26 protein-coding genes are annotated in these 25,778 nt (G+C 40.6%); 6 read left to right on the top strand and 20 right to left on the bottom strand.

Features of this window, described 5'->3' with window-relative positions; translation table 11 throughout:
• Window positions 1-3: 3 nt before the first annotated feature.
• The 13 genes from ACPUEN_RS20590 to lpdA form a co-directional block, all read right to left on the bottom strand.
• Window positions 4-450: a DUF4440 domain-containing protein gene (locus ACPUEN_RS20590; protein ID WP_425637785.1), complete on the bottom strand. Its 447-nt coding sequence runs from the start codon at window positions 448-450 to the stop codon at window positions 4-6.
• Between the two features lie 74 nt (window positions 451-524).
• Window positions 525-1,274: a hypothetical protein gene (locus tag ACPUEN_RS20585; RefSeq protein WP_425637784.1), complete on the bottom strand. Its 750-nt coding sequence runs from the start codon at window positions 1,272-1,274 to the stop codon at window positions 525-527.
• A 198-nt stretch (window positions 1,275-1,472) separates the two neighbouring features.
• Entirely contained in the window at window positions 1,473-1,793 is a 321-nt protein-coding gene (locus ACPUEN_RS20580; RefSeq protein ID WP_425637783.1) for a 2Fe-2S iron-sulfur cluster-binding protein, read from the bottom strand.
• 15 nt (window positions 1,794-1,808) lie between these two features.
• Window positions 1,809-2,813 (bottom strand): NAD(P)/FAD-dependent oxidoreductase, encoded by a 1,005-nt coding sequence (locus ACPUEN_RS20575; protein ID WP_111613254.1) that lies wholly within the window; start codon window positions 2,811-2,813, stop codon window positions 1,809-1,811.
• A gap of 56 nt (window positions 2,814-2,869) precedes the next feature.
• A complete protein-coding gene (locus tag ACPUEN_RS20570) occupies window positions 2,870-3,319 on the bottom strand; it encodes a MarR family winged helix-turn-helix transcriptional regulator (RefSeq protein ID WP_111613253.1) in 450 nt (149 codons plus the stop codon).
• A 150-nt stretch (window positions 3,320-3,469) separates the two neighbouring features.
• A complete protein-coding gene (locus tag ACPUEN_RS20565; RefSeq protein WP_425637782.1) occupies window positions 3,470-4,732 on the bottom strand; it encodes a replication-associated recombination protein A in 1,263 nt (420 codons plus the stop codon).
• Between the two features lie 90 nt (window positions 4,733-4,822).
• Window positions 4,823-5,836, bottom strand: coding sequence for a threonine aldolase family protein (locus tag ACPUEN_RS20560; RefSeq protein WP_425637781.1), 1,014 nt, complete (start codon window positions 5,834-5,836; stop codon window positions 4,823-4,825).
• A complete protein-coding gene (locus tag ACPUEN_RS20555) occupies window positions 5,833-6,795 on the bottom strand; it encodes a glycerophosphodiester phosphodiesterase family protein (RefSeq protein ID WP_425637780.1) in 963 nt (320 codons plus the stop codon). Before ACPUEN_RS20555 ends, ACPUEN_RS20560 begins: the two co-directional genes overlap by 4 nt.
• A complete protein-coding gene (locus ACPUEN_RS20550; protein ID WP_425637779.1) occupies window positions 6,785-7,243 on the bottom strand; it encodes a DUF2721 domain-containing protein in 459 nt (152 codons plus the stop codon). Before ACPUEN_RS20550 ends, ACPUEN_RS20555 begins: the two co-directional genes overlap by 11 nt.
• 92 nt (window positions 7,244-7,335) lie before the next feature.
• Window positions 7,336-8,031, bottom strand: coding sequence for a DUF2490 domain-containing protein (locus ACPUEN_RS20545; RefSeq protein ID WP_425637778.1), 696 nt, complete (start codon window positions 8,029-8,031; stop codon window positions 7,336-7,338).
• A 184-nt stretch (window positions 8,032-8,215) separates the two neighbouring features.
• Window positions 8,216-9,040 (bottom strand): anti-sigma factor, encoded by an 825-nt coding sequence (locus ACPUEN_RS20540; protein WP_425637777.1) that lies wholly within the window; start codon window positions 9,038-9,040, stop codon window positions 8,216-8,218.
• A complete protein-coding gene (locus tag ACPUEN_RS20535; protein WP_111613242.1) occupies window positions 9,040-9,573 on the bottom strand; it encodes an RNA polymerase sigma factor in 534 nt (177 codons plus the stop codon). Before ACPUEN_RS20535 ends, ACPUEN_RS20540 begins: the two co-directional genes overlap by 1 nt.
• Before the next feature lie 91 nt (window positions 9,574-9,664).
• Complete coding sequence (gene lpdA, locus ACPUEN_RS20530) at window positions 9,665-11,062, bottom strand: dihydrolipoyl dehydrogenase (protein ID WP_425637776.1); 1,398 nt, start codon at window positions 11,060-11,062, stop codon at window positions 9,665-9,667.
• Between the two features lie 295 nt (window positions 11,063-11,357).
• Between lpdA and fabG the strand changes: the two genes are divergently transcribed.
• A complete protein-coding gene (gene fabG, locus ACPUEN_RS20525) occupies window positions 11,358-12,104 on the top strand; it encodes a 3-oxoacyl-[acyl-carrier-protein] reductase (protein WP_425637775.1) in 747 nt (248 codons plus the stop codon).
• Window positions 12,105-12,363: 259 nt separating this feature from the next.
• Here the strand turns inward: fabG and ACPUEN_RS20520 are convergent, their stop codons facing one another.
• Complete coding sequence (locus ACPUEN_RS20520) at window positions 12,364-13,512, bottom strand: hypothetical protein (RefSeq protein ID WP_425637774.1); 1,149 nt, start codon at window positions 13,510-13,512, stop codon at window positions 12,364-12,366.
• Window positions 13,513-13,708: 196 nt separating this feature from the next.
• Here ACPUEN_RS20520 and ACPUEN_RS20515 point away from each other — a divergent pair, with 196 nt between their 5' ends.
• On the top strand, window positions 13,709-14,668 hold the full coding sequence (locus tag ACPUEN_RS20515) for a CHRD domain-containing protein (protein ID WP_425637773.1): 960 nt from the start codon (window positions 13,709-13,711) through the stop codon (window positions 14,666-14,668).
• 602 nt (window positions 14,669-15,270) lie between these two features.
• Window positions 15,271-15,945 carry a hypothetical protein gene (locus ACPUEN_RS20510; RefSeq protein WP_425637772.1) on the top strand — a complete coding sequence of 225 codons (675 nt, stop codon included), beginning with the start codon at window positions 15,271-15,273 and terminating at the stop codon, window positions 15,943-15,945.
• A gap of 78 nt (window positions 15,946-16,023) precedes the next feature.
• Here the strand turns inward: ACPUEN_RS20510 and pruA are convergent, their stop codons facing one another.
• From pruA to ACPUEN_RS20495, 3 genes are all read right to left on the bottom strand, one after another.
• The gene (gene pruA, locus ACPUEN_RS20505; RefSeq protein ID WP_425637771.1) at window positions 16,024-17,658 is read right to left on the bottom strand and encodes an L-glutamate gamma-semialdehyde dehydrogenase; all 1,635 of its coding nucleotides are present in this window, start codon (window positions 17,656-17,658) and stop codon (window positions 16,024-16,026) included.
• An 84-nt stretch (window positions 17,659-17,742) separates the two neighbouring features.
• Complete coding sequence (locus ACPUEN_RS20500; protein WP_425637770.1) at window positions 17,743-18,438, bottom strand: YjjG family noncanonical pyrimidine nucleotidase; 696 nt, start codon at window positions 18,436-18,438, stop codon at window positions 17,743-17,745.
• Window positions 18,439-18,443: 5 nt separating this feature from the next.
• Window positions 18,444-18,827: an ArsR/SmtB family transcription factor gene (locus ACPUEN_RS20495; RefSeq protein WP_111613233.1), complete on the bottom strand. Its 384-nt coding sequence runs from the start codon at window positions 18,825-18,827 to the stop codon at window positions 18,444-18,446.
• A gap of 127 nt (window positions 18,828-18,954) precedes the next feature.
• On the opposite strand from ACPUEN_RS20495, the gene ACPUEN_RS20490 reads away from it, so the two are divergent.
• On the top strand, window positions 18,955-19,587 hold the full coding sequence (locus tag ACPUEN_RS20490; RefSeq protein ID WP_425640214.1) for a carboxypeptidase-like regulatory domain-containing protein: 633 nt from the start codon (window positions 18,955-18,957) through the stop codon (window positions 19,585-19,587).
• 87 nt (window positions 19,588-19,674) lie between these two features.
• On the opposite strand, the gene ACPUEN_RS20485 is transcribed toward ACPUEN_RS20490, so the two are convergent.
• Window positions 19,675-20,067: a GxxExxY protein gene (locus ACPUEN_RS20485; protein WP_425637769.1), complete on the bottom strand. Its 393-nt coding sequence runs from the start codon at window positions 20,065-20,067 to the stop codon at window positions 19,675-19,677.
• 81 nt (window positions 20,068-20,148) lie between these two features.
• The gene (locus ACPUEN_RS20480) at window positions 20,149-21,747 is read right to left on the bottom strand and encodes an aminopeptidase P N-terminal domain-containing protein (RefSeq protein WP_425637768.1); all 1,599 of its coding nucleotides are present in this window, start codon (window positions 21,745-21,747) and stop codon (window positions 20,149-20,151) included.
• Between the two features lie 228 nt (window positions 21,748-21,975).
• Here ACPUEN_RS20480 and pafA point away from each other — a divergent pair, with 228 nt between their 5' ends.
• Window positions 21,976-23,610, top strand: a complete 1,635-nt coding sequence (gene pafA, locus ACPUEN_RS20475; protein WP_425637767.1) for an alkaline phosphatase PafA — start codon at window positions 21,976-21,978, stop codon at window positions 23,608-23,610.
• A gap of 81 nt (window positions 23,611-23,691) precedes the next feature.
• On the opposite strand, the gene ACPUEN_RS20470 is transcribed toward pafA, so the two are convergent.
• On the bottom strand, window positions 23,692-24,855 hold the full coding sequence (locus tag ACPUEN_RS20470; protein WP_425637766.1) for a homogentisate 1,2-dioxygenase: 1,164 nt from the start codon (window positions 24,853-24,855) through the stop codon (window positions 23,692-23,694).
• A gap of 280 nt (window positions 24,856-25,135) precedes the next feature.
• Between ACPUEN_RS20470 and ACPUEN_RS20465 the strand changes: the two genes are divergently transcribed.
• Complete coding sequence (locus ACPUEN_RS20465; RefSeq protein WP_111613228.1) at window positions 25,136-25,777, top strand: MCP four helix bundle domain-containing protein; 642 nt, start codon at window positions 25,136-25,138, stop codon at window positions 25,775-25,777.
• Window position 25,778 lies beyond the last annotated feature (1 nt).

Genomic DNA, 25,778 nt, shown 5'->3' with positions numbered 1-25,778 from the left:
AAATTAATTGCTAGGTAACATATTTCTGATGGCTGAGATTTTCCACTTTCCCTTCACTGCCTCCGCGACAAATGTGCTCCACATCTTTCGGATGGTGCCGTCAGCATTCTTGATCTCATAGCGACAATCTACAAGTGCCGCTTCCTGACCTAAAAATCGAATGGATTCTACTTTGAGTGTTCGGTCACCTGGATTTTCGGTGGAGCTTTCCATCATTCCTTTTACTGCCTCTGCGATCCCTTTTCGCCAAACACCAGAAGAAACCAGCTGATCAATATCTTTAACCAATATTTCCTTGAGCAGTACAGAATCCTTTGTCTCCCGAGCTTTAGAATAAGAACTGATCAGATCGATGATCTTTTGGGATTCTTCCTTTGGATTTATAGGGTTTTGGCAAAAAGCAGAGGAGGTGATGAGGAGGAAGAAGTAAAGGAAGATGAGGTTTTTCATGGGGCAAGAGTACATAGACAGATGGGAAGTTACTTAATGAAATTCTAGGAATCACTTTAATTTAACTAAATCTCCTACAAACTATTGGTACTTAAAAAGCTTTTGTATTCACCTTCTGCAGGATAGAAATACACTGAAACAATAACCTTTAGTTTACCTTGCGCCTCACTTTCTTCATCAAAAAACCTTATCTCCCAAGTAGATTGATAGAGTTCTTTTAAAATTTCATCATCTAAGTCATTCCCAAATCCCTTGATCATTTTTACCTGTGAAGGATTGGTCAGATCTTCAAGATTAACTTCAAAAAGGGCAAACTTTTCAATTAGTAATAGCCCTTTTTTAGAATCCAGAAAATCATAAAAATTGGATGATATTATCGGGAAATATCTTGCTGTTAACGTATTGTCATAAGCACTAATGGAACGAAGCACTTCAATGTTTCGATTAGTATTTCTATAGTTATTTTTGAGATTTATTGTGTAGGAACATGCACCAAAAGAATACATCCCCTTTCCAAATGAATTGGCAGCTATCACTAGCTCAGATCCTTTCGGAAAATAAACCGAACAAGAACTCCCCATCTTTCCATCACTTCTTCCTCTGATATAAATTGAAGTAAGTGTTGGACCTTTGAACAGCTCTACTATTTCTATATCTGCTTTGTAAATTTCATCCTGATTCTGGTTTGGATAGACTTCAATAATTTTAATCTGTGCTACGAAATCCGAAGAAATGAAAGCTTCAGTAAGACCTACAGGGCCACAATCACAGACAAAAGTTTGGTTACCTACTACAAATAAAAGTAATGCACATAAAAGTCTCATCGCCTTAAATTTAAAAGAAACGAATTGTTCCTGACATTCTTTAAGGATTTTTAAGGTAGGAAAAAAGGTATTATCCTCCAGCTTCTGGAGAAGCAGGACAACTGTGTACTCTGCGGAAACTTTGCGCCCCCAGCGGCAAAAAAAACAAAAAAGCCACCCATACTGAGTGGCTTTACCAATATTTAGGATAGTAATCTCTTACTGATCTTCTCCTCTTAGTTTGAGTACAGAACCATCCAATACATCTCCAATGCGTATTTGACATGCCAACCTGGATGTAGGAAAGTACTCAGGCAGATTCTCCAGCTGATCCAATTCAGGATCTGTAGCTTCTCCCAATTCGTCCTTGCCTTCCAGCACTTCAATGTGACATGTCCCACACAAGGCCATGCCTCCACAGGTAGCCAAAATCGGATATTCGTATGCTTTGAGGATTTCCATCAAGTTGAAGCCCATGTCATCTGGCGCTTCGCATTCTTGACGATTTCCTTCTTGATCTTCTACAGTGAAATTAACCATGCTGCAAAAATAGTATTAAAATGAATTTACACCATTAACGGTCGTGTATTTGAAGCTCAATTTCTGATCTGGATACACATATTTGAAAGCAGAATGCATCATGATCGCCGCTTCGTGGAATCCACAAAGGATCAATTTCAATTTTCCCGGATAGGTATTGATATCACCAATCGCATAGATTCGATCCACTCCAGTAGAGTAATCTCGCGTATCTACCTCAATCGCATTTTTATCAATGCTCAATCCCCAATCTGCAATTGGCCCAAGCTTTGGACTCAAGCCAAATAGTGGAATCAAATAGTCAGTTTCTATTTTGATTTCAGCTTTGCTCTTATCTACAAAAGTCACGGTGTCCAATACTCCGTTTCCAGATACTTCCTTCAAATTAGCAGAAAGAATTAGGTCGATTTTTCCTTGGTTTGCCAAGTCAAACACCTTAGCAGCAGAATCAGGAGCTCCACGGAAAGTCTCATTTCTGTGCACCAAAGTCACTCTTTTGGCAACTTTAGACAAGAAAATAGTCCAGTCCAACGCTGAATCTCCACCACCTGCAAGAATTACATTTTTATCTCTGAAAGTCTCAGGATTCTTTACCATATAGGTAATTCCTTTTCCTTCAAAAAGCTCTAAATTCTCAACCACTGGCTTTCTGGGCTCAAAACAACCCAAACCACCAGCGATGATTATTACCTGGGCATGCACATGTGTCTTGTCACTAGTAGTCACGATGAAAGATCCATCTTCCTGCTTGTCCAAATGATCAACACGCTCGCCTAGCGTAAAAGTCGGAGAAAACGGCTTTGCCTGCTCCATCAGATTATCCACCAAATCCTGCGCATTAACTTCCGGGTAACCAGGAATGTCGTAGATAGGCTTTTGCGGATAAATCTCCGAAAGCTGACCACCCACCTGAGGTAAAGCATCGATAAGGTGACAACGCATTTTCAGCAAACCAGCTTCGAATACTGCAAAAAGGCCTACTGGGCCGGCTCCGATAATACAAAGGTCTGTATGGATCATGATTATTGAAAATTTGGGGCTTCCCCTGGTTAAAAATTTCCTTTATTGTTAACTATTTATTGGTCTAAAGATTCTCCGTTTAGATTCTGGTAAATCGTATCAAGAATCCTCTTAAACTCATCGAAATCATGGGGACTTAAATTCTCCCAAGCTTTCTCTCTAATATGAAGTATTTCTGGCCTTAAGGAAGAAACCTTAGAAACTCCTGATTCTGTCAAGTGCAACTGAAAACTACGACGGTCCTGAGGGTGTGGCATTCGCTCCACGTATCCTTTTTTGCAAAGCAAATCAATAATTCGGGTCAGCGTTGGATGGTCCTTAAAAACCAGATTAGCCAGTTCCGTCTGACTGAGCACCTCATTTTCTGATAAGTTTTTCAGTACCAACCATTGATCAACCGTCACATCAAAATCTCCTGATTTAAACTGTTGCTGAGCATATTGCTTCACCTTTCGGGCCGTGCGGTCCAATAGAAATGAATACTTGGAATATTGCTCTTGTGTCATACCAATAGTTAGTATGACAAATATATAAAAAATCTGAATCAGGAAAACAATTCTCTATTATTTTTATAGGGTTTGTGGGATTATGATTAGAAAATTGAAATATTGGAAAATTACCCATTTGAGATTTCAGAATTCAAATTTCAGATTTCCTCAATACCCATATTTCCCTTGCCACTTTGAGCTAAGGTATCTTCTCAACTCATTTTCTCTGGCATTTTCCCCAGGGTCGTAAAGCTTCAACCCTTTGATTTCATCCGGTAAAAACTCCTGATTCACGAAATTACCGGGAAAATCATGGGAATACTTATAGGCTTTTCCATAGTTCAAATCCTTCATTAATTTGGTAGGCGCATTGCGAAGATGAAGCGGAACGGAAAGATCACCTTTCTCTCTCACTAGAGCCTGAGCTTGGTTTATGGCCATGTAAGCAGCATTGCTTTTCTGACAACTTGCCAGATAAGTAACACACTGAGATAGAATTATTCTGGACTCTGGATAACCAATGATTTTCACTGCCTCGAAGCAATTCGTTGCCAAAAGCAAAGCATTTGGATTGGCATTACCGATATCTTCCGAAGCCAAAATCACCAATCTTCTAGCAATGAACTTCACATCTTCTCCCCCTTCGATCATCCTAGCCAACCAATAAACGGCCGCATTTGGATCAGAGCCACGGATAGATTTGATAAAGGCAGAAATTATATCGTAATGCTGCTCTCCTGATTTATCGTAAAGTGCCACTTTCTGCTGTGCTATTTGCATCACTTTTTCATCCCTGATCACACAAGGATTTTCGTTGATGCCATCAATGACGATTTCCAGCAGATTCAGCAGTTTTCGTCCATCTCCTCCAGAGATTCGTAATAGCGCGTCAGTTTCTTTGAGTTCTACACTGATTTTTTTCAACTCAACATCCTGCTCCAACGCCTGATGAATCATCGCTTCAAGCTCTGTTTTCCCTAACGAATTGAGTGTAAAAACCTGACATCTCGAAAGCAATGCAGCGTTGACTTCAAAAGAGGGATTTTCTGTAGTCGCTCCAATCAGACGGATTACTCCCTTTTCGACAGCTCCAAGCAGCGCATCTTGCTGAGACTTATTGAAGCGGTGAATCTCATCTATGAAGAGAACCACTCCCTGCTGAAACTTCGCTTTCTCAATAACATCACGGATATCTTTCACCCCAGAACTAATCGCGCTCAGCGTATAAAAAGGCGCTTTGATTTCATTTGCGATGATATTGGCAATAGTAGTTTTTCCCACCCCTGGAGGTCCCCAAAGAATCAGAGAGGGGACATTTCCAGACTTGATGGCCTTAAATAAAAATGACTTGGGAGAAGATAGATGCTCCTGACCGATCAGGTCTTCCAATCGGGTTGGACGCATTCGTTCTGCAAGAGGAGTGTTATTCATTTTGAAGAATCTAGATTCAAGAGGCAAGATAGGGAGAAATGAAAAAAGGCCTTCAAAGGCCTTTTATTTTGACAAAGTTTGTCTGACTGTTTATATATGTGAAACTCGCTTCCCAAACTCTTCCAATTGATCATCTCCAAAATCCAGATGCGTCACAAATCTTACTAAGTCTGGACCGAATTTGACTGCTTTGATTTCCTTTTCTGCAAGAATCTTTAAGAACTCTTCAGGAGAAATCCCTTCCAATCGCGCGATTACAATATTGGTAGCAACAGGAAAAACTTCAGAAACGAAAGATAACTTCAACAACATTTCCCCCAAAGTTCTAGCTCGTGCATGATCTTCCTTTAGTCTAGAAACATGATGATCCAAGGCATAAATCCCGGCAGCGGCTAAAAACCCTGCTTGACGCATTCCTCCACCCCAAGACTTTCTGACTTTTCTGGCTCGCTTGATATCAGCTTTTGAACCTAGAAGCAAAGAACCAACTGGACAACCCAAGCCTTTGCTCAAGCAAATAGAAATCGTATCGAACTGCGCTCCCCAGTCTGCTGGACTTTCACTGGTCTCTGCCAAGGCATTGAAAAGCCTTGCGCCATCTAAGTGCAACTTCAAGCCATTTTCATCACAAACCTTACGAATTGGAATGATCTCATCTAACGTGTAAATACTTCCCCCACCCTTGTTCATGGTATTTTCCAAAGAAACCAAGGTTGTCTCAGGAGCATGGACGTCATCAGGATTGATTGAAGTTTTGACTTGGTCTGCAGTGATTTTACCCAAATCTCCCTCAAGCAGCTTCACCGAAGCCAAGGAATTAGCCATAATACCACCACCCTCATAGAGGTAGATGTGTGAATATTTATGGCAAATGACTTCTGTCTGAATGCGGGTATGGAGTCGAATCGCGATCTGGTTGGTCATCGTTCCTGAAGGGCAATAAATCGCAGCTTCCATTCCAAAAAGCTTAGCAGCTTTCTCTTCCAAGCCGTTTACCGTTGGGTCTTCACCAAACACATCGTCTCCTACCGGCGCAGAAAACATAGCCTCTTTCATTCCTATTGTCGGTTTTGTTACCGTATCGCTTCTTAAGTCAATTATCATTTCTTGAAATACTTGGATTTAGAACTTTTTGATGGAGCCAAAGTCTTGATGGCTGCTGCAGCTTCAATCGGACGATCTGTCGCCAATATATCAGCCCCCTTCTGCACGAAACTCGCATAAATCTGGTCGCCTCGCGCCACAGCACTTTGGTCAAGGTTTCCCAAAACTCCTAAAATAGTGAAGACTCCTTTTTCGTGTAGGGCCTTGTTGAATTCTTGCGGACGCTCAGCTACACCTGTAAAAGCAATCACCCGAGTCCATGGAATACCGGATTCTTCCAAGCGTTGAATTTCTTCCATATTTCGAATAGTTACGGAGAGCATCAACTCAGGGGCCATGGAATGCAATTTTTTGGCTGCCGCAAAGGAATAGGTGATCAAAGCTGCATGAGCTTCAGATCCTGTTTCCTTTACAGCTTCGATGATTTTTTCATAGGGGACCGACTGCTTAATATCCACAGTCAAGAGCGCTTTTCCCTTGGACCAGATCAAAGCTTCTTCCAATGTTGGGACTTTGAAGTCCGTGACCTTTCCCTCTTCATCTTTAAGAAAAAGGGTTTGAATCTCAGCATAAGTTGCATCGCTGACCAAACCGTTTCCAGTTGTGGTTCGATCCAATTTATCATCATGCATCAGAACCAATACCCCGTCTTTGGTCATTGCCACGTCCAATTCAATAATCGTCGGGGTGTATTTTACCACATTGGCAAAGGTCTCTATCGCATTCTCAGGAAAGCCCGGATAAGGCCCACCTCTATGAGCCGAAACCATCGGGATACGATCCGAAGTCCAGGTATAAAAATCCCGAGCTTCTTCTACCCTACCTAATTGTATGTAATTCTGAGATACTTCTTCTACTGTAGATTCTACAGCTACTAGTTCCTGTTGCTCTGCCGGCTTTTGGCTACAAGAACCAAAGACTAAAAGCAGAAATGGAATCCACAAAAACTTATTCTTCATCTTTCTTCGAATCTTTTTTGAATATAAAATCTAGACCAGAGCTCCTCTTTCGGAAAATTTCTTCCATGTCTGCCAATTCCAAATTTAGAGCTTTGGTAGATATTTGGATCTCAATCAAGGATAATCCAAGTGAAACCAAAAGTGACAACATGCTTCCCACGAAGACCCAATTCGCTACCATGGTGTAGCCACGGAAAAGCAAATACATACAAATGATGCATAATAAAAAACTGAAAACTCCGAAGAGTTGCATGTTTTTGATGAGGGTAAGCCTGCGGCGCAAATTATGGATCTGCTCTACTATTATTTCCTGATTAGAAGCCTCCATATAGTTTTTGTGCAGTCCACGAATCAAGCTAGCGATGGCCAAAAAGCGATTGGTGTAAGCAAGCATCAATAGTGTTATAGCAGAAAAAAGTAAGGCAGGCGTAGAGAGTTGAAGTTCCATAGGCGAAAGTTAATAGATTAAAGATGCTTCAATTTCCCTGAAATGAAAAACCTGCTCCAATGATCGTCAAATCACTTGAAAGTTAACCGCAATTAAAACTTATGGTGTAAGCTAAACTGTAGCTGTCCTTTGCTCCAATTATCCGTGGTCTGCAGCATCCAGCCGCCTTGCACTCTAAGATTAGACAGTAAACCATATCCTCCTCCGAGGTATAATCGATTTCTATCAAATAGCTCAACCGATCTTCCATCGCCAATATCACGTTGCCCATTTATGAAGATCTCATTATAGAGAGCCAGATATACGACTCCTTTTTCCAAGGCGGAACCATTTAGTGGCACATTCAGGAAAAGGTTGTAGCGAAATCTGGTCCGGAGATCCTGTGTCTCTACCCATCTTTGCTCATATCTGAATCTATGAGTGAACAGAAAAACACGACCTACTTTAGTGGGGAATAATGCTTCTTGATAAATCCTGTTTTCCAATACTGTTGCATCAGATTCGCCATATGCCCCAGTAGTAATATTAGCATACCCCATAGTAAATAAGATATTGGCATTTTCAGGTGTATAAGTAAAACCAGACCTGAGGAGCAACTGCTCCAAATCACTCACTGGACTCCAAAGACGTAGCTGTAAGTCTCCTTGAATGCCAAACTGGGAGTTCTTAAAGGACTTATTATAAAAGTACATGTACCAAGTACCCAATTGATCTTCATCAGGCCCTGATTGAGCAAAGGAATAAATTGAAAAAAAAGAAAGTAATAAACTTAAAAGTAATTTCTTCATAGGTATTGAATCATGATCTATTGTGAGTATTCGTAAAGTCTACCAACTTATTTTCATATAGTAAGTAGTTTCGCTTTCATGCCAATAAAGATACAAAAGCAGCCTAAAGTAAGAATTAAACAAAAAATGCCCGCTCTTTTCAGAACAGGCAATTTTAAATTTTATCATTTTAAATTTTAAATTACTAAGCCACTTCTCCCAGCACAACCAATTTCTCCAGAGTAGGTGATTTTGATCCACCTTTAGGCTCTATGGTGATTGCAAATGCCCCAGCTTGGGCTACCGCTTCCATTTGTTGTAAAGTCAGCTTTTCTCCTGAATTAACAAGCCCGATTCCTACTGGCCCATCGTCTCCGATAGCCCAAAGCTGGTAATCCAGATCATCACTTAACTCATTCAGATTATTTACTGCGATAAATACTTCTTGTGCATTTTGGTCCCAAAGAACATCGACTCTTGCATCTTTCTGCATGTCAAAACCTTCGCCTTTCATTTCAATTCGCTTGAAATCTCCAGCTACAAATTTATCAAGTCTGCTATCAGCTTCTTCAAAGTCCTGCTTAACCTGATTCAAGTTATCAGCCATCACGCTTTGATCCTGAAGTAAGGCAGTAAATTGATCATTTCTTTCTTGGTACTTGCCAGCATAATAGAATGCTGCTCCTGAGGCTACTATTGCCGCTATAGATGCTGCTATCGCAAAAGGCTTCCAAGGACTAGCTATTGGCACCACTTTCGTGTCAGTCGGTGCAGTAGTTGGTTTTGGAACTTCTTTGAGAATAAAATCATTTTCTAGGGTAGAGAAAATCTTATCCTTTACTTCCTGAGATGGCGCTACACCAGTCATGTTGTCAAAAGAGAACATAGTCTCCTCCAACTCATCCAACTCCCTTTGGATCTCCGGATGCATCATAGCTAGGCTCAATACCTCCTCACGCTCTCGCTCCGTCAACTCTCCAAGAAGGAAGAGTTCCAGTTTACCTGACGATATGTAAGATTGAATATCCACTAGATTCTTGCTACATTTTTTTTCAACACTTGTATGGCCGCTCTCACCCTAGACTTGACGGTGCCAAGAGGTATATCGAATTCCTCCGATACCTCAGAATGTGTATATCCTTTAAAGTAAATATACTCAACTATAAACTTCTGATCATCATTGAGTTCGATCATCAGTTCTTTCACTCCGATTCCGTCTATTTGTTCTTGGGTGCCTGATTGGCTCTCCATTCCATATACGAAGTCATCTATTGTGTTGGTCTTACCGGATTGTGAAATTTCTTTGGAGCGAAGTTTATCAATGGCTGAATTACGGCAAATATTGGCCATCCAAGTGTACAGACGCCCTTTTGACTCATCGTAATGATCTATTTTTCTAGTGATTTTCACAAAAGAATCGTGAAAAACCTCCTCTGCAATATCCTTATCGAATACAATTCTTGAGATCACCGCAAATAGAGCCCTTGAGTATTTGTCATACAAATACTCTGTGGTCTTTCTGTCTTTTGCCCTGAGTCCGGCGATGAGTTGTACTTCTTCCAAAAATTGGGGGTTTGAAAAATTTGTTCCCTAAATGTAAAACACAAGACCTATACTAGTAAGTCTTGTGTCCATTATTTTCAAAATATTTTTATCAAAGGTGAATAACCTCGTCATAAGCAGCGGCCGCAGCCTCCATAATCGCTTCCGACATTGTCGGGTGAGGATGCACGGTTTTGATTAATTCGTGACCCGTGGTTTCTAGCTTGCGGATAGCTACAATCTCAGCAATCATCTCAGTTACATTATATCCTATCATGTGCGCACCAAGTAATTCTCCGTATTTCTTATCGAATACCAGTTTCACAAAACCGTCTTTTGCGCCAGCTGCCGATGCTTTTCCTGATGCTGAGAATGGGAATTTACCGATTCTCAACTCGTAGCCAGCTTCTTTTGCTTTAGCTTCTGTCATACCCACAGAGGCGATCTCAGGAGAGCAATAGGTACAACCTGGAATATTACCGTAATCTAAGGGCTCAGGATTCTGACCTGCGATTTTCTCTACACATATAATACCCTCGGCAGATGCTACGTGTGCCAAGGCTGGTCCAGGAACCACATCGCCTATTGCATAATAGCCAGGCATATTTGTTTTGTAAAACTCGTCAACTTTGATTTTCCCTTTATCTACCAAGATCCCTACGTCTTCTAATCCGCAGTTTTCAAGGTTAGAAACTACACCAGCAGCAGAAAGTACCACATCACATTCCAATGTCTCTTCGCCTTTAGAAGTTTTCACTGTCACTTTGCAACCAGTTCCTTTGGTATCCACCGCAGTTACTTCAGAAGAAGTCATGATAGTCATGCCTGCTTTTTTATAGAGTTTCTCCAAAGTTTTGGAAACTTCCGCGTCTTCCACCGGAACGATTCTATCCAAAAATTCTACGATAGTCACCTCAGCGCCCATAGTAGCATAGAAATAAGCGAACTCAATTCCTATTGCACCAGAACCTACAACAACCATTTTCTTTGGCATCTTATCCAACACCATCGCATCACGGTAACCGAGAATCTTTTCCTTATCGATCTTCATTGCAGGCAATTCTCTAGATCTTGCACCGGTGGCGATGATAATATTATCCGCGGAGTAGACTGTCTTTTTATCTTCGCTATCAGTGACTTCTACTTTCTTACCCGGCTGGATTTTACCCCAACCTTTGATCACTTCGATCTTATTTTTCTTCATTAGGAAGGTAACTCCCTTGCTCATTCCGTCAGCTACGCCTCGGCTTCTTTTGACGATTCCTGTGAAATCAGCGCTGGCATCCTTTACAGTAATTCCGTAATCAGCAGCGTGATTGATGTACTCAAATACTTGAGCACTTTTCAATAATGCTTTGGTGGGAATACAACCCCAGTTAAGACAAATACCACCCAATTCCGCAGCTTCTACCACGGCAGTTTTTAGGCCGAGTTGGGAAGCGCGAATAGCTGCTACATAGCCGCCTGGTCCACTACCCACCACGATCACGTCAAATTTTGTCGAAGACATATCTATTTTGAGTTATTTAAAACGAGTTGAAACTATGCAAAAATAGGCCTTTTGGCTTCAGAAAAAAATTAGGTTTCAATCCAGATTCCAATCAGAAATCAGGATTTGGAGAAAAGGGGAAGTGGTTTTCGAAGGAATATTTGGCCTATTTGATAAAGACTAAAATTATATTTTCACTTATCCCTGATTCTCAAATAAATAGACTTCTAATGCAATCTATGGAAAGGGAAATGAATTTTAGAATCGAAAGTTTTAGCTTTTTTTCTAATTTTGACCAAACAAAATTTCAAACTCCATGGGATTACTTTCAGGAAAAACGGCATTGATCACCGGCGCATCTAAAGGCATCGGAAGAGCAATAGCTATCAGATATGCACAGGAAGGCGCAAATGTCGCTTTTACTTTTTTGTCAAGTGTGGAAAAAGGGCAAACACTCGAAAGAGAACTGGCCGCTTATGGCATCAAAGCCAAAGGCTATAAATCTGATGCTTCAGATTTCAAAGCTGCCGAGGAACTGGTAAATGCTGTAGTGGCAGAATTTGGGGGATTGGACGTTTTGATCAACAATGCTGGCATCACCCGCGACAATTTGCTCATGAGAATGACCGAGGAAGCCTGGGACGAAGTGATCGGAATCAACTTAAAATCTTGCTTCAACACAGTAAAAGCCGCAAACAGAACTATGATGAAAGCTAAGTCAGGCTCTATCATCAATATCACTTCCGTAGTAGGCGTAAAAGGAAATGCCGGGCAAGCAAACTATGCAGCTTCAAAAGCCGGTATCATTGGCTTTAGTAAGTCTGTAGCGCTGGAACTGGGCTCCAGAAACATCAGATGTAATGCAGTAGCGCCTGGATTCATCGAAACTGAGATGACTGAAGTGCTCGACGAAAAAACCGTCCAGGGCTGGAGAGACGGAATCCCGATGAAGCGCGGCGGGCAGCCTGAAGAGGTAGCTGATGCTTGTGTATTCCTAGGGTCAGATATGAGTAGTTATATCTCAGGACAAGTGCTTCATGTGAATGGTGCGATGTATACTTAATCAATTTGAAATTTATCATTTGAAATTTGAGATTAAACGGCTGGAGAGATTCGACCGTTTTTTTTTGTCAGGCATGTCATTTCGAAGGAAGTATGACTGAGAAATGACCTCGAAGGTTTATATTTTTCGACAAACATTTAGTTTTCCTTGGCCTAAAAGGCTTTGATTAATAGCATGAAAATTAAAAGAAAGCACTAACTGTTCAAGACCTTCGAGGAAATCCCTTGGTCGTTTCTCCCGCGGAATGACACCTCAAAGGTCAGTCAGCAAACCCACTCAAATCAATTTTATAAAACTCGTATTCATCCTCAGATTTTTGCTCGGGTTTATTAATCAGTAGTCCTTCCGAGGTAGAAAAAATATTCTCAAAGCGAGTTCCTGTAGGATAAACTATTTCAAGCTCCGCTCGAAGTTTCCATTCAGAATCATAAATCAAAAGCAGATAAGTTTTTTCATCTAGAAACATTCTTTGTCTGGGATCCTTGATTTCTGTATTGCCCTTCTTGTCTTTTACAAGTGTCATCCTCACATTCAGACCAGAGTATAGATCATGAATCAGGTGCAAATTGAGAGCTCCGTCGTCAGGCCTTTCCCAGGAACCCCTATTTCTATCTCCTACATAAACATCTGGATAATAGGGAAATGGAGTCAATTTTGGCAATTTTCTACGGCTTATAACCATACAGTTTTTGATTTGATAAAGGGAATCAGAATAGGGGAACATGACCCAGGACTTCCCTTCTGCTACCATCCTCACCAATTTTCCTCCTGAGGAAGACTGGGAATAGGATTCATCGTATGGAGCCTTAAAATCAGATTTACACAGCAACTTTCCTTCACCATCAAATTCCCCAATCCAAGATTTGAAAGACAAATCCAAACCATCCCTCCCTTCACGAAATGCCATAAATTCAAATGGGTTAAATGTCAATTCATACTTACCGTCGGCAAGCTCATGAAATGCATTTCTCATATCTGCCAAATAAAGGTACTTATCTGGCTCGTACTCTTCCATATCCCGCATATAGGAAAGAGTTAAAGTATCAATCTTGTATATATTGGTGAAGCCAGTAGAGCTTGTGACAAATAATCCACCATCCGCTAATAAACCTCCAACCTCCGGCATACCTTTAAACGCCATTGGCCCTTCCCTAGGAACCACATAAGTTGCTATTTTCCGACCGTTCTTGACATCGTAAAAACTAAAAATCTCATTCCACTTAGTATAAGCCATTTCATTCCCGTCTTTAATTATACTTCCTTGAAACCCCATAAAACCCGTCTCCGCATCCCGCTCAAAACTCATTTCTCCTGAGACATAATCTTCAAGTTTACCCTGAATAGGTTCTTTTTCTTTGGAACAAGCAAAAAATGTAAAGACCAGAAGAAGTAAGTATAGATGTTTCATTTACGAGAGTTCAGATGAATAACTAAAAATTCAAAATCAATTCAAAGTAGGAAAGCTAAAATAATTGGTACTTGATTTTTTCATTGGTAACCTGCCAAAATCCAATTTTTTAACTGTTTGAAAATCAAAACAATATATTCCTGAAATTACTTTCGTATATTCTTATTGTTAATACCCAAACCTAAAATATATCCTTATGAAAAATTCTTTTCAAAAACTCATGAGCCTTGCTGTTTTGGTTTTTTTTGCCTTTGGCTGCCAAAATATGCAGGAAGAAGTACCTGTGTTGAATCGGTCAGCAGATGAAAACACAATCACTTCTGCAACAGATTCTGACCCTAATGCACGTAAAGGTCAACTGGCTGAATTCGGTGCATTTTTAATAGGATCGGAGGAAAACCCTTCTGTAAATTCACCTGGATCAGGTGCTGCACGAATTACGCAGGTGGATGGGAACACATTAAAATTTGAAGTGCGCGTTGCTAATACTGCAGGGATTGTCGCTGCCCATTTTCACAATGCACCAATGGGAGTAAATGGTGGAGTGGTAGTCAATTTACAAAGTCAGTCAGGTATTGAGAATGGTGTAATCGCACAGGGCATGATCGACGCCTCAAACCTGTCTGGAGCATTGGCCGGAAAGACCATTGCCGACTTAATTACAGAGTTAGAAGCAGGTAGAATTTATGTAAATGTGCACACCACCACCAATCCTGGCGGTGAAATTCGAGGTCAGGTAAGCATGATCAAAGCCAATGACAACAAAAATTATGGTGCAAATTTAGCCGGAGCAAATGAAGTCCCTTCAGTAGATTCAGAAGGAACTGGTGTCGCCAAATTTAATTTTTCTAATGACGGTAGTGCAGCTTCTTTCCATGTAAATGTGGATGGAATTTCTGACGTGAGGTTTGCTCACATTCACTTTGCAAAAGCTGGTGTAAATGGAGGAGTCGTTTTTACCTTGAGAATGGATAAAGTGGTCGGGCCTGTTTCCGGAATTTATGCTAGAGGTGATATTTTGCCGACGAATTTCTCAGGAAAATTAGAAGGTGGTGATTTATTTATACTCCGAGAGGCTTTCCGAACAGGCAATTCCTATGTCAACGTGCACACAGACAATTTTCCTGATGGTGAATTAAGAGGTCAAGTTAATTAAGTTGCTTTATCTTATTTAAGTAGAAAAAGACCAACAACCTGATATGCCCCCAAAAAGTTAAATGCTTATTGGGGGCATTTCTGTGAGAAGAACATCCTATGCCACGTCAAGTTATCTAGTTGCTTTTATCAGAAAGATCTCATCAGATCAGACTAGGGATTTAATTATACCTAGCTCATTACCAATACAATACGCTGTATACATCATTGCGAAATGACAACGCTTTGTTATGTAGTTTGTATAGGAGTGCAAAACTGTCAGCAATTTGGATCCACGACTAACGAGAGTAGTAAGTAATTCCAGAAATTCCAGCTAAGGGATCAGAACACCAAAAGAGGCATGAAGGATAAACTTGTATACTTCGATTAGACTTTTCAAGAAAAATAGTATTATTCTATGAAGTGTTTCTAAGCAAAATAAATAAGGAAGAAAGTATCAGAGACAATTTTTTATTGTATAGAAATTTAATTTCTGGCATTTTTATTGGTATAAAGCGCATATTAGTATTTATAAGTTTTGAAATCACCCATTTCTCACCCATTTCAAAACCTATAAGTACTTAAAAATAATATGTTTATACCCACACCCAACTTTAAAAAAATATGAAAAAATCAATGCGCTCAAAGCTGAGCCTAATGACTCTAGCTGGATCAATCCTAATGTCCTCTTGCTCTACTTTCCTCGAAGAAAGCACAGATCCTCAGCAAGTTAAATCATCAGAAGTACAGGTAGCAACAGAATCCTCATCAAATCCTAACGCCAGGAAATCCACCGAAGTAGCTTATTACGAGCGATTTACGAATCAACTCGCATTAGTAGATGAAGCAGGTAATCAAGTTGTTGATGAAAATGGTAAGGCAGCTCTAATATTACCTAATTACTTACCAGGAACAGGTATTGGAAATTCAAGTCATATGGGTAAGGCTTATACCTTTATAAACCAATATGCTTCTTATGGGCCGACAGGTTTAGGCACAGTAGGAGCGCCAGTAACTCAATTTTTTGGCAAAAAATTATCTGATATGGGTGTTCTTATAACTAATTCAGAAGTTAGCTCCGTGACAACAGATGGAAAAGGCAATTCGATTTGGTTTAAAAACATCCAAAACAATGTTACACAAGTAAGCCCTGAGAGAAGTGATTTTGTGGCTGAAGTTGAAATTATAGGAGGAACAGGAAAATTTATAGGCGCTACAGGGTCGGCAACTGTTGATGGCTATTTCAACCCTACAAACGGCCAAGGCATGAGTACTATAAAAGGAAAGATAGTTTATTAATCACCCAGAGTAAAAGTAAAAAAGGCCAGCAAATGCTGGCCTTTCCTTTTTTATCTAGTATTTGAAATTGAATATTTCTCAATCTTCTCCTAGAAATGGGTATCTGTAATCCTCCGGAGAAACGAATGTTTCCTTAAGCGTACGCGGAGAAACCCAACGTAGCAAGTTGATCATAGAACCTGCTTTATCGTTGGTTCCTGACGCTCTCGCTCCGCCAAATGGCTGCTGCCCTACTACTGCTCCGGTCGGCTTATCGTTGATATAGAAGTTGCCAGCTGCATTTCTCAGCTTTGTCGTAGCCAGCTCTACCGCATATCGGTCTTGAGAGAATATCGCTCCGGTCAATGCATACGGGGAAGTTTGATCAACCAATTCCAACGCCTCTTCGAATCGCTCCGAGTCATACACGTAAATCGTCAACACCGGACCGAAGATCTCCTCGCACATAGTTGTGTACATAGGATCTTGCGTTACAATCACAGTTGGCTCGATGAAGTAACCCTTTGACTTGTCGTAGTTACCTCCGGCGATGATTTCCACAGCAGGATTTGCCTTCGCATTGTCAATGTACTTCGCGATTTTATCAAAAGATTTCTCATCAATCACAGCATTAATGAAGTTGGTGAAATCTTCCGTTCCCCCCATTTTCATGGTTGATAAATCCGCTACTAAACTCTCTTTTACTTCATCCCAAATATTGGAAGGAATGTAAGCCCGGGAAGCAGCGGAGCATTTTTGACCTTGAAATTCAAAAGCACCACGAGCAAGTCCTACTGCCACGGCTTTTGGAATTGCAGATTTGTGTGCAATCACAAAGTCTTTTCCTCCCGTCTCACCGACGATTCTTGGATAAGATTTGTATTGATGAATATTCGTTCCAATAGTTTTCCAAATATGCTGGAATACGCCAGTAGAACCTGTAAAGTGAATCCCCGCAAAATCAGGATGCTTGAAAATAACTTCTCCAGCCACAGGACCATCCACGTAGATCAAGTTGATCACGCCATCAGGAACTCCTGCTTCTTTGAACACCTGCATAAGTACGTTAGCAGAATAAATCTGGGTATAAGCTGGCTTCCACACGATGGTATTTCCCATCATAGCGGCAGAAGTAGGCAGATTACCTGCGATTGCAGTGAAGTTGAACGGAGTCAAGGCAAATATAAATCCTTCGAGTGGACGCTGCTCCAGTCTATTCCAAACACCATTTCCAGATACTGGAGGTTGCTGTGCATAGATTTCGGTCATGTATTGCACATTGAATCGTAGGAAATCTATGAATTCACATGCTGCGTCTATCTCAGCTTGCATTGCATTTTTGGATTGACCAAGCATGGTGGCGGCATTGATTTTGGCACGGTAAGGTCCAGCCAAAAGATCTGCTGCTTTCAAGAAAATAGCTGCTCTTTGTTCCCAAGCTAGGTTTTCCCACGCTTCTTTGGCGCCAAGCGCCGCATCAATCGCCTGCTCCACATGAGAAGCATCGCCTTCATGGAAATGACCCAAAACATGTTGGTGATCGTGAGGAGGAGACATTTTGTGCGTATTTCCAGTTCTCACTTCATCGGAACCAATGTACATCGGCACGTCAACCCGCAGTGATCTAGCTTCTTTTAGAGCAGCTTGTAGTTCTTTTCTCTCCGGACTTCCGGGAGCATAAGCTTTTACCGGCTCGTTAACCGGAATGGGTACGTTGAAAAAACCTTTAAGCATAATATATTTGGATTTTTGATTTTCTGTAGGGCAAAGATAGCCAGAAGCTCTTACTTGGCTAAGTGATTGGGCTACAAAAGAACCTCAGAGAAGTCTTTCTAGTTCTCTCAAATGTGAAATTGTGTGGGTAGGTAGGATATCAATTGACTTTCCATTCGGATTAAAAAACACCTGATCTATTCCTGAATTATAGGCCCCCAAGATGTCTGAGTTAGGATTATCTCCGATCATCAGACTAGTTTCTTTGGTTGCTCCAGCCATTGACAACGCATGTTGAAAAATTTTTGGGTCGGGCTTTTTATGTCCCGTTGTTTCAGATGTAATCACAAGCTCGAAGTAGTCGGTCAAACCTGATGACTTCATTTTCTTGGCCTGACTTTCGTCAAACCCATTAGTGATCACATGCAGTTTATACTTAGGCTTTAGATAATCTAAAATTTCTATCGTATAGGGAAAAAGATGCTTTTTACTCGATGTACGAAGCATGAAGTCACCTTCGAATTCTTCAGGGATAACTGCGTTCAGAACTCCGGCTTGAGCAAAAATCCTTGGAAAACGTGTAGTTCTAAGCTCATCTTTCTGCAGTTCTCCCTTGTCATATGCTGCCCAAAGCTTGAAATTGACTGCATAGAATGAATCAATTAAATGCTGAGCGGATGTAAGCCCTAGTTCTTCTAGCTTGTAATGAAGAAATAGCTCGGAAAGTGATTCTTGAACGTTTCGATCATAATCCCAAAGCGTATGGTCCAGATCAAAGAAGAGGTGCTGGTATGTTTTCAAGTTAATTAACGTCTGTATTGATTATTCTGAATTTTATTGATTGCAAGCTCTCTATTGGATTTCAGAATTTCAAAGGTTTCTTGGTCCTTGATGAGACTTGCGTCTTTCTGAATAAACTTAAAAATCTGATTGATGATTTCAAGGTACTCTTCGAGGATGTAATAAAACACCCATTGATCTACCCTCCTACTTCCCAATAGTCCAGCATTCTTCAGATAAATAAGGTGCCTACTAGTCTTTGTTTGAGTAAAATCAAGGATTAGCTCAAAGTCCGAGATAGAAAGCTCTTTATTCAGCATCAGAAGATGAAAAATCCGCACTCTTGGCTCTTCAGAAAGCGCTTTGAAGATTCTAAGTCCGTAGTTTAAGCTGATATTTTTTAGCCGCATTAGTAAGATTTAACGGAGTTTATGAGGGTAAAACAAAAAATCACCCGAAATTAGGGTAATATCGTGTCCGAAATAACAACCATTTGCCGTTCTATTAAGTTTACAATTTGTGAAGAACTCATTACTCATTAGCGCCACTTTCATTTTCCTAACAGGAATATTTTTTTCATCACTTGAAGTAAAAGCTCAAGATGTACAAGAAAAGAAAGTAATCCAACTTTCGGGTATTATCCTTAATTCCGATAGCACGGATGCTGTTGCCGGCGTTAATATTTATGTCCCAACAAAAGGCAGAGGTACTAGTTCAGGCCGGTTCGGTTACTTTTCCATGCCTGTTTTAGAGGGAGATTCAGTAGTGTTTAGTTTTATTGGTTTGAAAAAACAAACATTCAAAGTCCCTAGCAAAGTAGAAAGTGATAGAATCAGCTTGATTCTTACCATGGAAGTAGACGAAATAGCCTTAGCTGAAATTGAAGTAATGCCTTATCCTACAGAGGAGGAATTCAAACAAGCGGTAATCGCGTTGAATGTGGTTGACCCAATGTCTATTTCCCGCGCTAACATGAGTCCAGAAATGCTTCTTCGCTGGGCTGAATCCATGCCAGCTTCTGGCAATGAAAATTTCCGATATTTCCAACAAACCCAAGCCCAGCAAAATCAGGATCTCTATGGCCCAAGAACACTCAGACTCCTCGATCCATTTGCTTGGAGTCAGTTTATTCGGTCTATCAAGCGGGGTGATCTGAAGAGGAAGGATTAATGTCGCCTAACGGCGAAAGAAATAACTCCCGCTAAGGCGCAAAGGCGCAATTTTATTGAAACATTCGATCTTCTAGGGAGCTTATAGTTATCCTAAATCGTCTGTCAGACTATTTACGACTCTTTTTATCCCATCTGTAAGTTTATCTTCATTGAAGTTAATCAGCATACCCAATCTCATTCCCATCAATTTAAGGTAAGTCCGAAGTTGTTTTGGGTGAACTGGAAGAAGCTTTTCTACTGATTTCAACTCAATAATTACCTTATTATTAACTATAATGTCTGCACGAAAACCGTGATCCAACTTCATATCATTCCAAATTACAGGAATTCCTACTTCAGTCTGAACATCTAGTCCTCTTGATCTCAGTTCATATACAAACACTGCTTGGTAAACTGATTCCAATAATCCAGGACCTAGCTTTTTGTAAATCAAAAAAGTGATATCAACTATAATCTTTGAAATTTCATTTTCATGCATCTATAGATCAGTTTACAAAAATTCAAATCACAAAAAACCGCGCCTTTGCGCCTTAGCGGGAGATTTAATTATGAATGGCCCTTAATCAATCTCCGGCAGCACCCACTCCTCCAGCACACTAGGAAGTCGCATCATCTCTTCAATAGCAGCTACAGTTCTTGGGGCGTCTCCAGATAGATTTACAGCTCCATCTTTTGTGATCAAAATATCATCTTCTATACGTACTGCAATACCCCACCACTTTGGGTCACAATCAGATCCTTCTGGAATATAAATCCCTGGCTCAATAGTGAACACCATACCTACTTGCAATGGGTTACGCGTACCACGGTCATGCACGTCCAGCCCTATGTGATGGCTGGTGCCATGGGGAAAATACATGTGGCTTTCACCTTCTTTGATGATGCCTAACTTGGCAAGTCCCTCGTTGATTATTTCTCGGCCTGCAGCATCTATCTCTTGAAAAGTCGTTCCCGGTTTTGAAATGGCTATTCCAGCTTCCTGAGCTTGATAGACCAATTCATAGATGGCCTTTTCTTCAGCATTGAATTTACCATTGATCGGAATGGTGCGCGTCACATCTGCAGTATACCCTCTCCACTCTGCACCCAAATCCATCAGAAGTAATCTATCAGTCAAATCCCGCTTATCATTCTCGATGTAATGTAGAATACAGCCATTATTCCCACTACCTACAATAGATGGATATCCCAGTTCCTCAGCACCATACCGCTTGTAAATAAACTCATGAACACCCTGAATTTCACGTTCGGTCATTCCAACTTTCGCAGCTTTCATCACTTCTATTTGGCCAACGGCCGAAATCATCACTGCTTTTCTGAGCAGGGTAATTTCTTCAGGAGTCTTTATTTCACGCAGCGTTGCCATCATACTTGCTAAAGCGGTGATATCCAGCTTCTGAGCCGGCATTTCTTCTTTTACCACCATTCTCTTCTCAGGAGACTCTGCATTCATGAAGGAACTTATAAATGGATCATCCATCATTTCAGGATACTGATTTTGATATCGTCTGAGCATCTGTACCACTCGATCAGAAGTTTCCAGATCCGAGTTTTTGATCATAGCATACAACTGAGCACTGGCTTCAGTCAGCTTGTCTGGATACGCTGTGGCAGCTTTGAATTCATTTACCATCGTGATTAGAGGCTCATTTGAACTACTCTCTTCGATAGATTCTGAGAGGCTAAAAGTCAGGATCTTATCAAAATCCTGAAGATTAATTCCTGACTTTGCCCCAAAATCTGAGTTTAGCAAAGCTTCTTCAAAACCTAGCTCGTTCATCATTCCTTCTAAACCCAGACGTTTTCCGTTCCACATTTCAGCTCGGGGATCCCTGTTCTGAACAAAGATCAGCTCATCAGCCATTTCTCCATTTATTTCCCTCAATTCACTGAATAGGACAAGTACAGCATTGGGCTCGCGAAATCCGGTCAAATAGAAAAAATCCGTATTAGGATGATAGACAAAATCAACATCATTGGTTCGGTTTTTTACAGGATTATTAAAAAAAACTGCCACAGAATTCTCTGGCATTAGCTTTCTCAACTCATCTCTTCTACCCCTATGCCACTCGGAGGTAAGACCATCTTCAAAATAGGACTGAGCAAAAGCGCTCGCAGCGAACAACAGCATTATAAAAGTCCAAATAGTCTTTTTCATAAAATTAATTTAAGTATGGAAATCTAATGTCTGGCCTTTTGACCATTTAACAAAGTCTTAATCCATAGATTCCGGCATATCCTTATCTTTGGCTATTATAAAAATTAAAACTTGGAATCTTGCTCAACCAAATCGTCACGATTTAAGATAAATTTCGATCAAGCGAGATTCTCATAAGTTAAGTTAGGGACAGGCTATCTGACCATAAAAACCCAATTATATAAACAGATGAAAAAAATCGGGATTGTATTTTTGCTATATATTTTGGCTTCCACTCCTTTACTCGCTCAGGAAGCTGCCAAAAAACCTAAACTAGTAGTTGGTATCATCGTAGATCAGATGCGTCAGGATTACTTATATCGCTTTGCAGACAGGTATTCTGAAGGTGGCTTTAAGCGGATGATGAACGATGGTTTTATGATGAAAAACGGCCATTTCAATTACATCCCAACGTACACTGGTCCCGGCCATGCCTCTGTCTATACAGGTACTACACCTGCTACACACGGGATCATTAGCAATGACTGGTATGCGAAAAGCATAGATAAAATGATCTATTGTGCTGGAGACACTACCGTGACTAATGTCGGTGGTTCAGAAAGCAATGGCTACATCAGCCCTAGAAACATGCTCACGACAACCATCACGGACGAGCTACGAATCGCTACGCAAAAGCGATCCAAAGTAGTGGGTGTGGCGATCAAAGATCGTGGCGCCAGCCTTCCTGCAGGTCACATGGGCGATGCCTACTGGTTTGATTCCAGCACGGGAGAATTCATGACTTCTACCTACTACTATGATGAGCTTCCTAAATGGGTAGATAAATTCAATGACCGGAAACTTGTGGATCAATACCTTTCGCAAACTTGGAACACCCTCTACCCCATCAAAACCTACACTCAAAGTATGGAGGATGACAATCCTTTTGAAGGAACTTTCAGCGGAAAAGACACACCTACTTTCCCTTATGACCTGAAAGCTCTTAGAGAAACTAATGGCAAATTTGGATTGATTTCTTCTACGCCTTTTGGTAATACGCTAACATTAGATTTTGCTTTGGCAGCGCTTGAAGGAGAAAAATTGGGCATGGGAGAAGAAACTGATTTCTTAGCCCTGAGCTTTTCTTCTACTGACTATGTAGGACATAGATTTGGCCCTCAATCCAAAGAAATCGAAGACACTTACCTACGACTGGACCAAGATATTGAGAGGCTACTAAACTACCTTGATGAGACTTATGGCAAAGACCAATATGTAGTTTTCCTATCTGCAGATCACGCAGTAGCTGAAGTTGCTACACACATGATCAGCGAAAAGGTACCAGCAGGTAATATTCGTACTGGCGCTGTCATGAATGAGCTTCAAAACTACATTTTAGCAAAATATGGAGTAGGCAAATGGATTAAAAACTATTCAAATGGACAACTCTTCCTTAACCATGAGCTAATACAGGAAAAGGAGATAAACCTTGAAGATTTTGAAAATGAAATTGCACAGTATCTTTTGAAAGCTGATGGGATCAAAGAAGTCTATACTGGGACGGCAATGCGCACACGGGAATTTACACAAGGTAGAGCGATGCGACTGCAAATGGGATACAATCACAAGGCTTCAGGAGATATTCTGATTGTACTCGAACCGGCATGGCTATCAGGTGGAGATACAGGTACTTCGCATGGAACCGGCTATTCTTATGATACCAATGTCCCAATCCTTTTCTATGGATGGAATGTGCCAGCAGGTGAGAGCTCCCGATATGCTACAATCACTGATATCGCTCCTACGCTTTCTATGATACTGAATATCAAGCTTCCGAATGGCTCGACTGGGGAGCCTATCTTGGAAATCACAGACAAAAAGTAAGAATTTATACTCCTCAAGCAAAAAGCCTCGATCCGTACAGATCGAGGCTTTTTGGTTTATTACTTTTTAGATAAACTAGCTTTACTTCGTCCAGCTCATCGGATAATTTTCATCCACAAACTCCAGCGCGTCAGTCGTAATCTGAAGTGATTTGAACGTATCTAGCATCACCGCATACTCATCGGTAGCTTTTGCTCCGATGGATTTCTCCACAGTTCCTGGATGCGGACCATGCGGCAAACCTCCCATATGAAGGGTAAATGAACCTCGGTCTATTCCTTTTCTACTCATAAATTCCCCTTCGGCATAGTATAATACCTCATCAGAATCAATATTGGAATGATTATATGGAGCAGGAATAGAAAGTGGGTGATAATCAAACAGCCTTGGCACAAAGGAGCAAATCACAAACCCCCAAGCCTGAAAAGTCTGGTGAACTGGCGGTGGCTGATGAATTCTACCAGTTATCGGTTCGAAATCATAAATCGAAAGAGCATAAGGATATAAGTACCCATCCCAACCTACAATATCCAGCGGGCTGTGGCCATAAGAGTATTGATGAAGCATTCCCTGCTTTTTGATCTGGACTAGGTATTCACCTTTTTTATCTTCGACATGAAGCTCGAGAGGCGGACGGATATCCCGCTCACAGTACGGTGAATGTTCAAGTAATTGCCCTACCTCATTTCTATAGCGCTTGACCGTCTCGATAGCTCCAACAGATTCTATAATCAATAAGCGCAGCGGGCACTTTTCCTCAAATTCAAAACGGTAAATTGTCGTGCGAGGAATCACAATATAATCTCCTTTGTGCACTTCAAGTTTTCCAAACTGGGAATACATCACTCCTTCCCCATCATGCACATAGATCAATTCGTCACCGTCAGCATTTTTGAAGTAATAATCCATTTTCCGCTGTCGGGGTGAGCATATCCCCATCATGACATCTGAGTTCATCATGAGATTTCTTCGTGCCGACAAATAATCATCTCCAGTGAATTCTACACTGGAAGTTTTTAAGTGGGTCTGATGTAATCCATGTTCAGTAGCTGGTTTCCAAGAATAGGGTTCTGGTTTACCGATAGCTGATACTTCGTTTGGATTGTAGATATGATAAAGTGTGGAGTAAATCCCTGAAAATCCTTTAGAACTCACGACTTCTTCCTTGTAAAGACTGCCATCTGGCTGTCGAAATTGGGTGTGTCGTTTGGGTGGGATATTTCCCATTCTATGATAGTATGCCATTCTTATTGGGTTTATTTCTTAGCCTAAATTTAATCATTCCATCAAAAGGACTCTACCCATGAGCTGAAAATGATTTTTTCTCTGCATATCTTTAATGCCTGACAATTAAAATGAGTTCAAAAAACATTCTCAATTTGGATTGAGTTGAAATTGGTAGGAAAACCATAAAAACATTACCGGTTTTGAAGGACTTTCTTGTTTAGATCAAAAAAAATTGGAAAGTCAAGGAGATATACCTAAACTGAAAACAATTAAGAACCCTGCTTAAATCTATTTATTAATGGAAAACACTGCTTTCAAGAAAAGGAAAATTACAGCCCTAGTAATTATTGGAATTTTGATGCTTTTGATCTATGGTAAAAACTTAACAGAACGCCAAGCTTTTAAAAGTATAAGCAGCACATTCACAGAGGTATATAATGACCGATTGGTTGTAGAGGGGTATATTTTTAGAATTTCGGAAAACCTATTTAGGATTCAAAAGCTGGTAGATCACTGCGATTTGGGCTACGATTATTCCAAAGTAGTAAATGAAATAGCTATGCATGAGAAAAATATTTTGGATATAGTTATTGATTTTGAGCAAACCAACCTCACCGAAAATGAAGAGCAATATTTGACTGATTTCAAAAGTATAATCGAAAATGATTTACAAATCAAAACCTACAGCCTACTCTACTCAGACTCTTCTGGTGTGAATAAAAATCAAGTGAAACTGTACGATCAAAAAATCAGTAAAGCGCAGAAGGACTTAGATAATTTGAGTAAAATCCAATTAGAGGAAGGTGAAAAGCTAATCAACAAAGCCAATATCATCATTAACCGATCCCAGATTTGGGCGCAATTTGAAGTGGCTTTGTTGATTATTTTAGCACTGGCAGTTTATTTACTTCTCTTTAGAAGCAAAGTACCTTTTACCTAAT

It is taken from the genome of Algoriphagus yeomjeoni (assembly GCF_049821175.1).
GTDB classification, from domain to species: Bacteria; Bacteroidota; Bacteroidia; order Cytophagales; family Cyclobacteriaceae; genus Algoriphagus; species Algoriphagus yeomjeoni_A.
The sequence above is the reverse complement of the archived record's forward strand: the minus strand, read 5'-3'. Positions and strand labels throughout refer to the sequence as shown.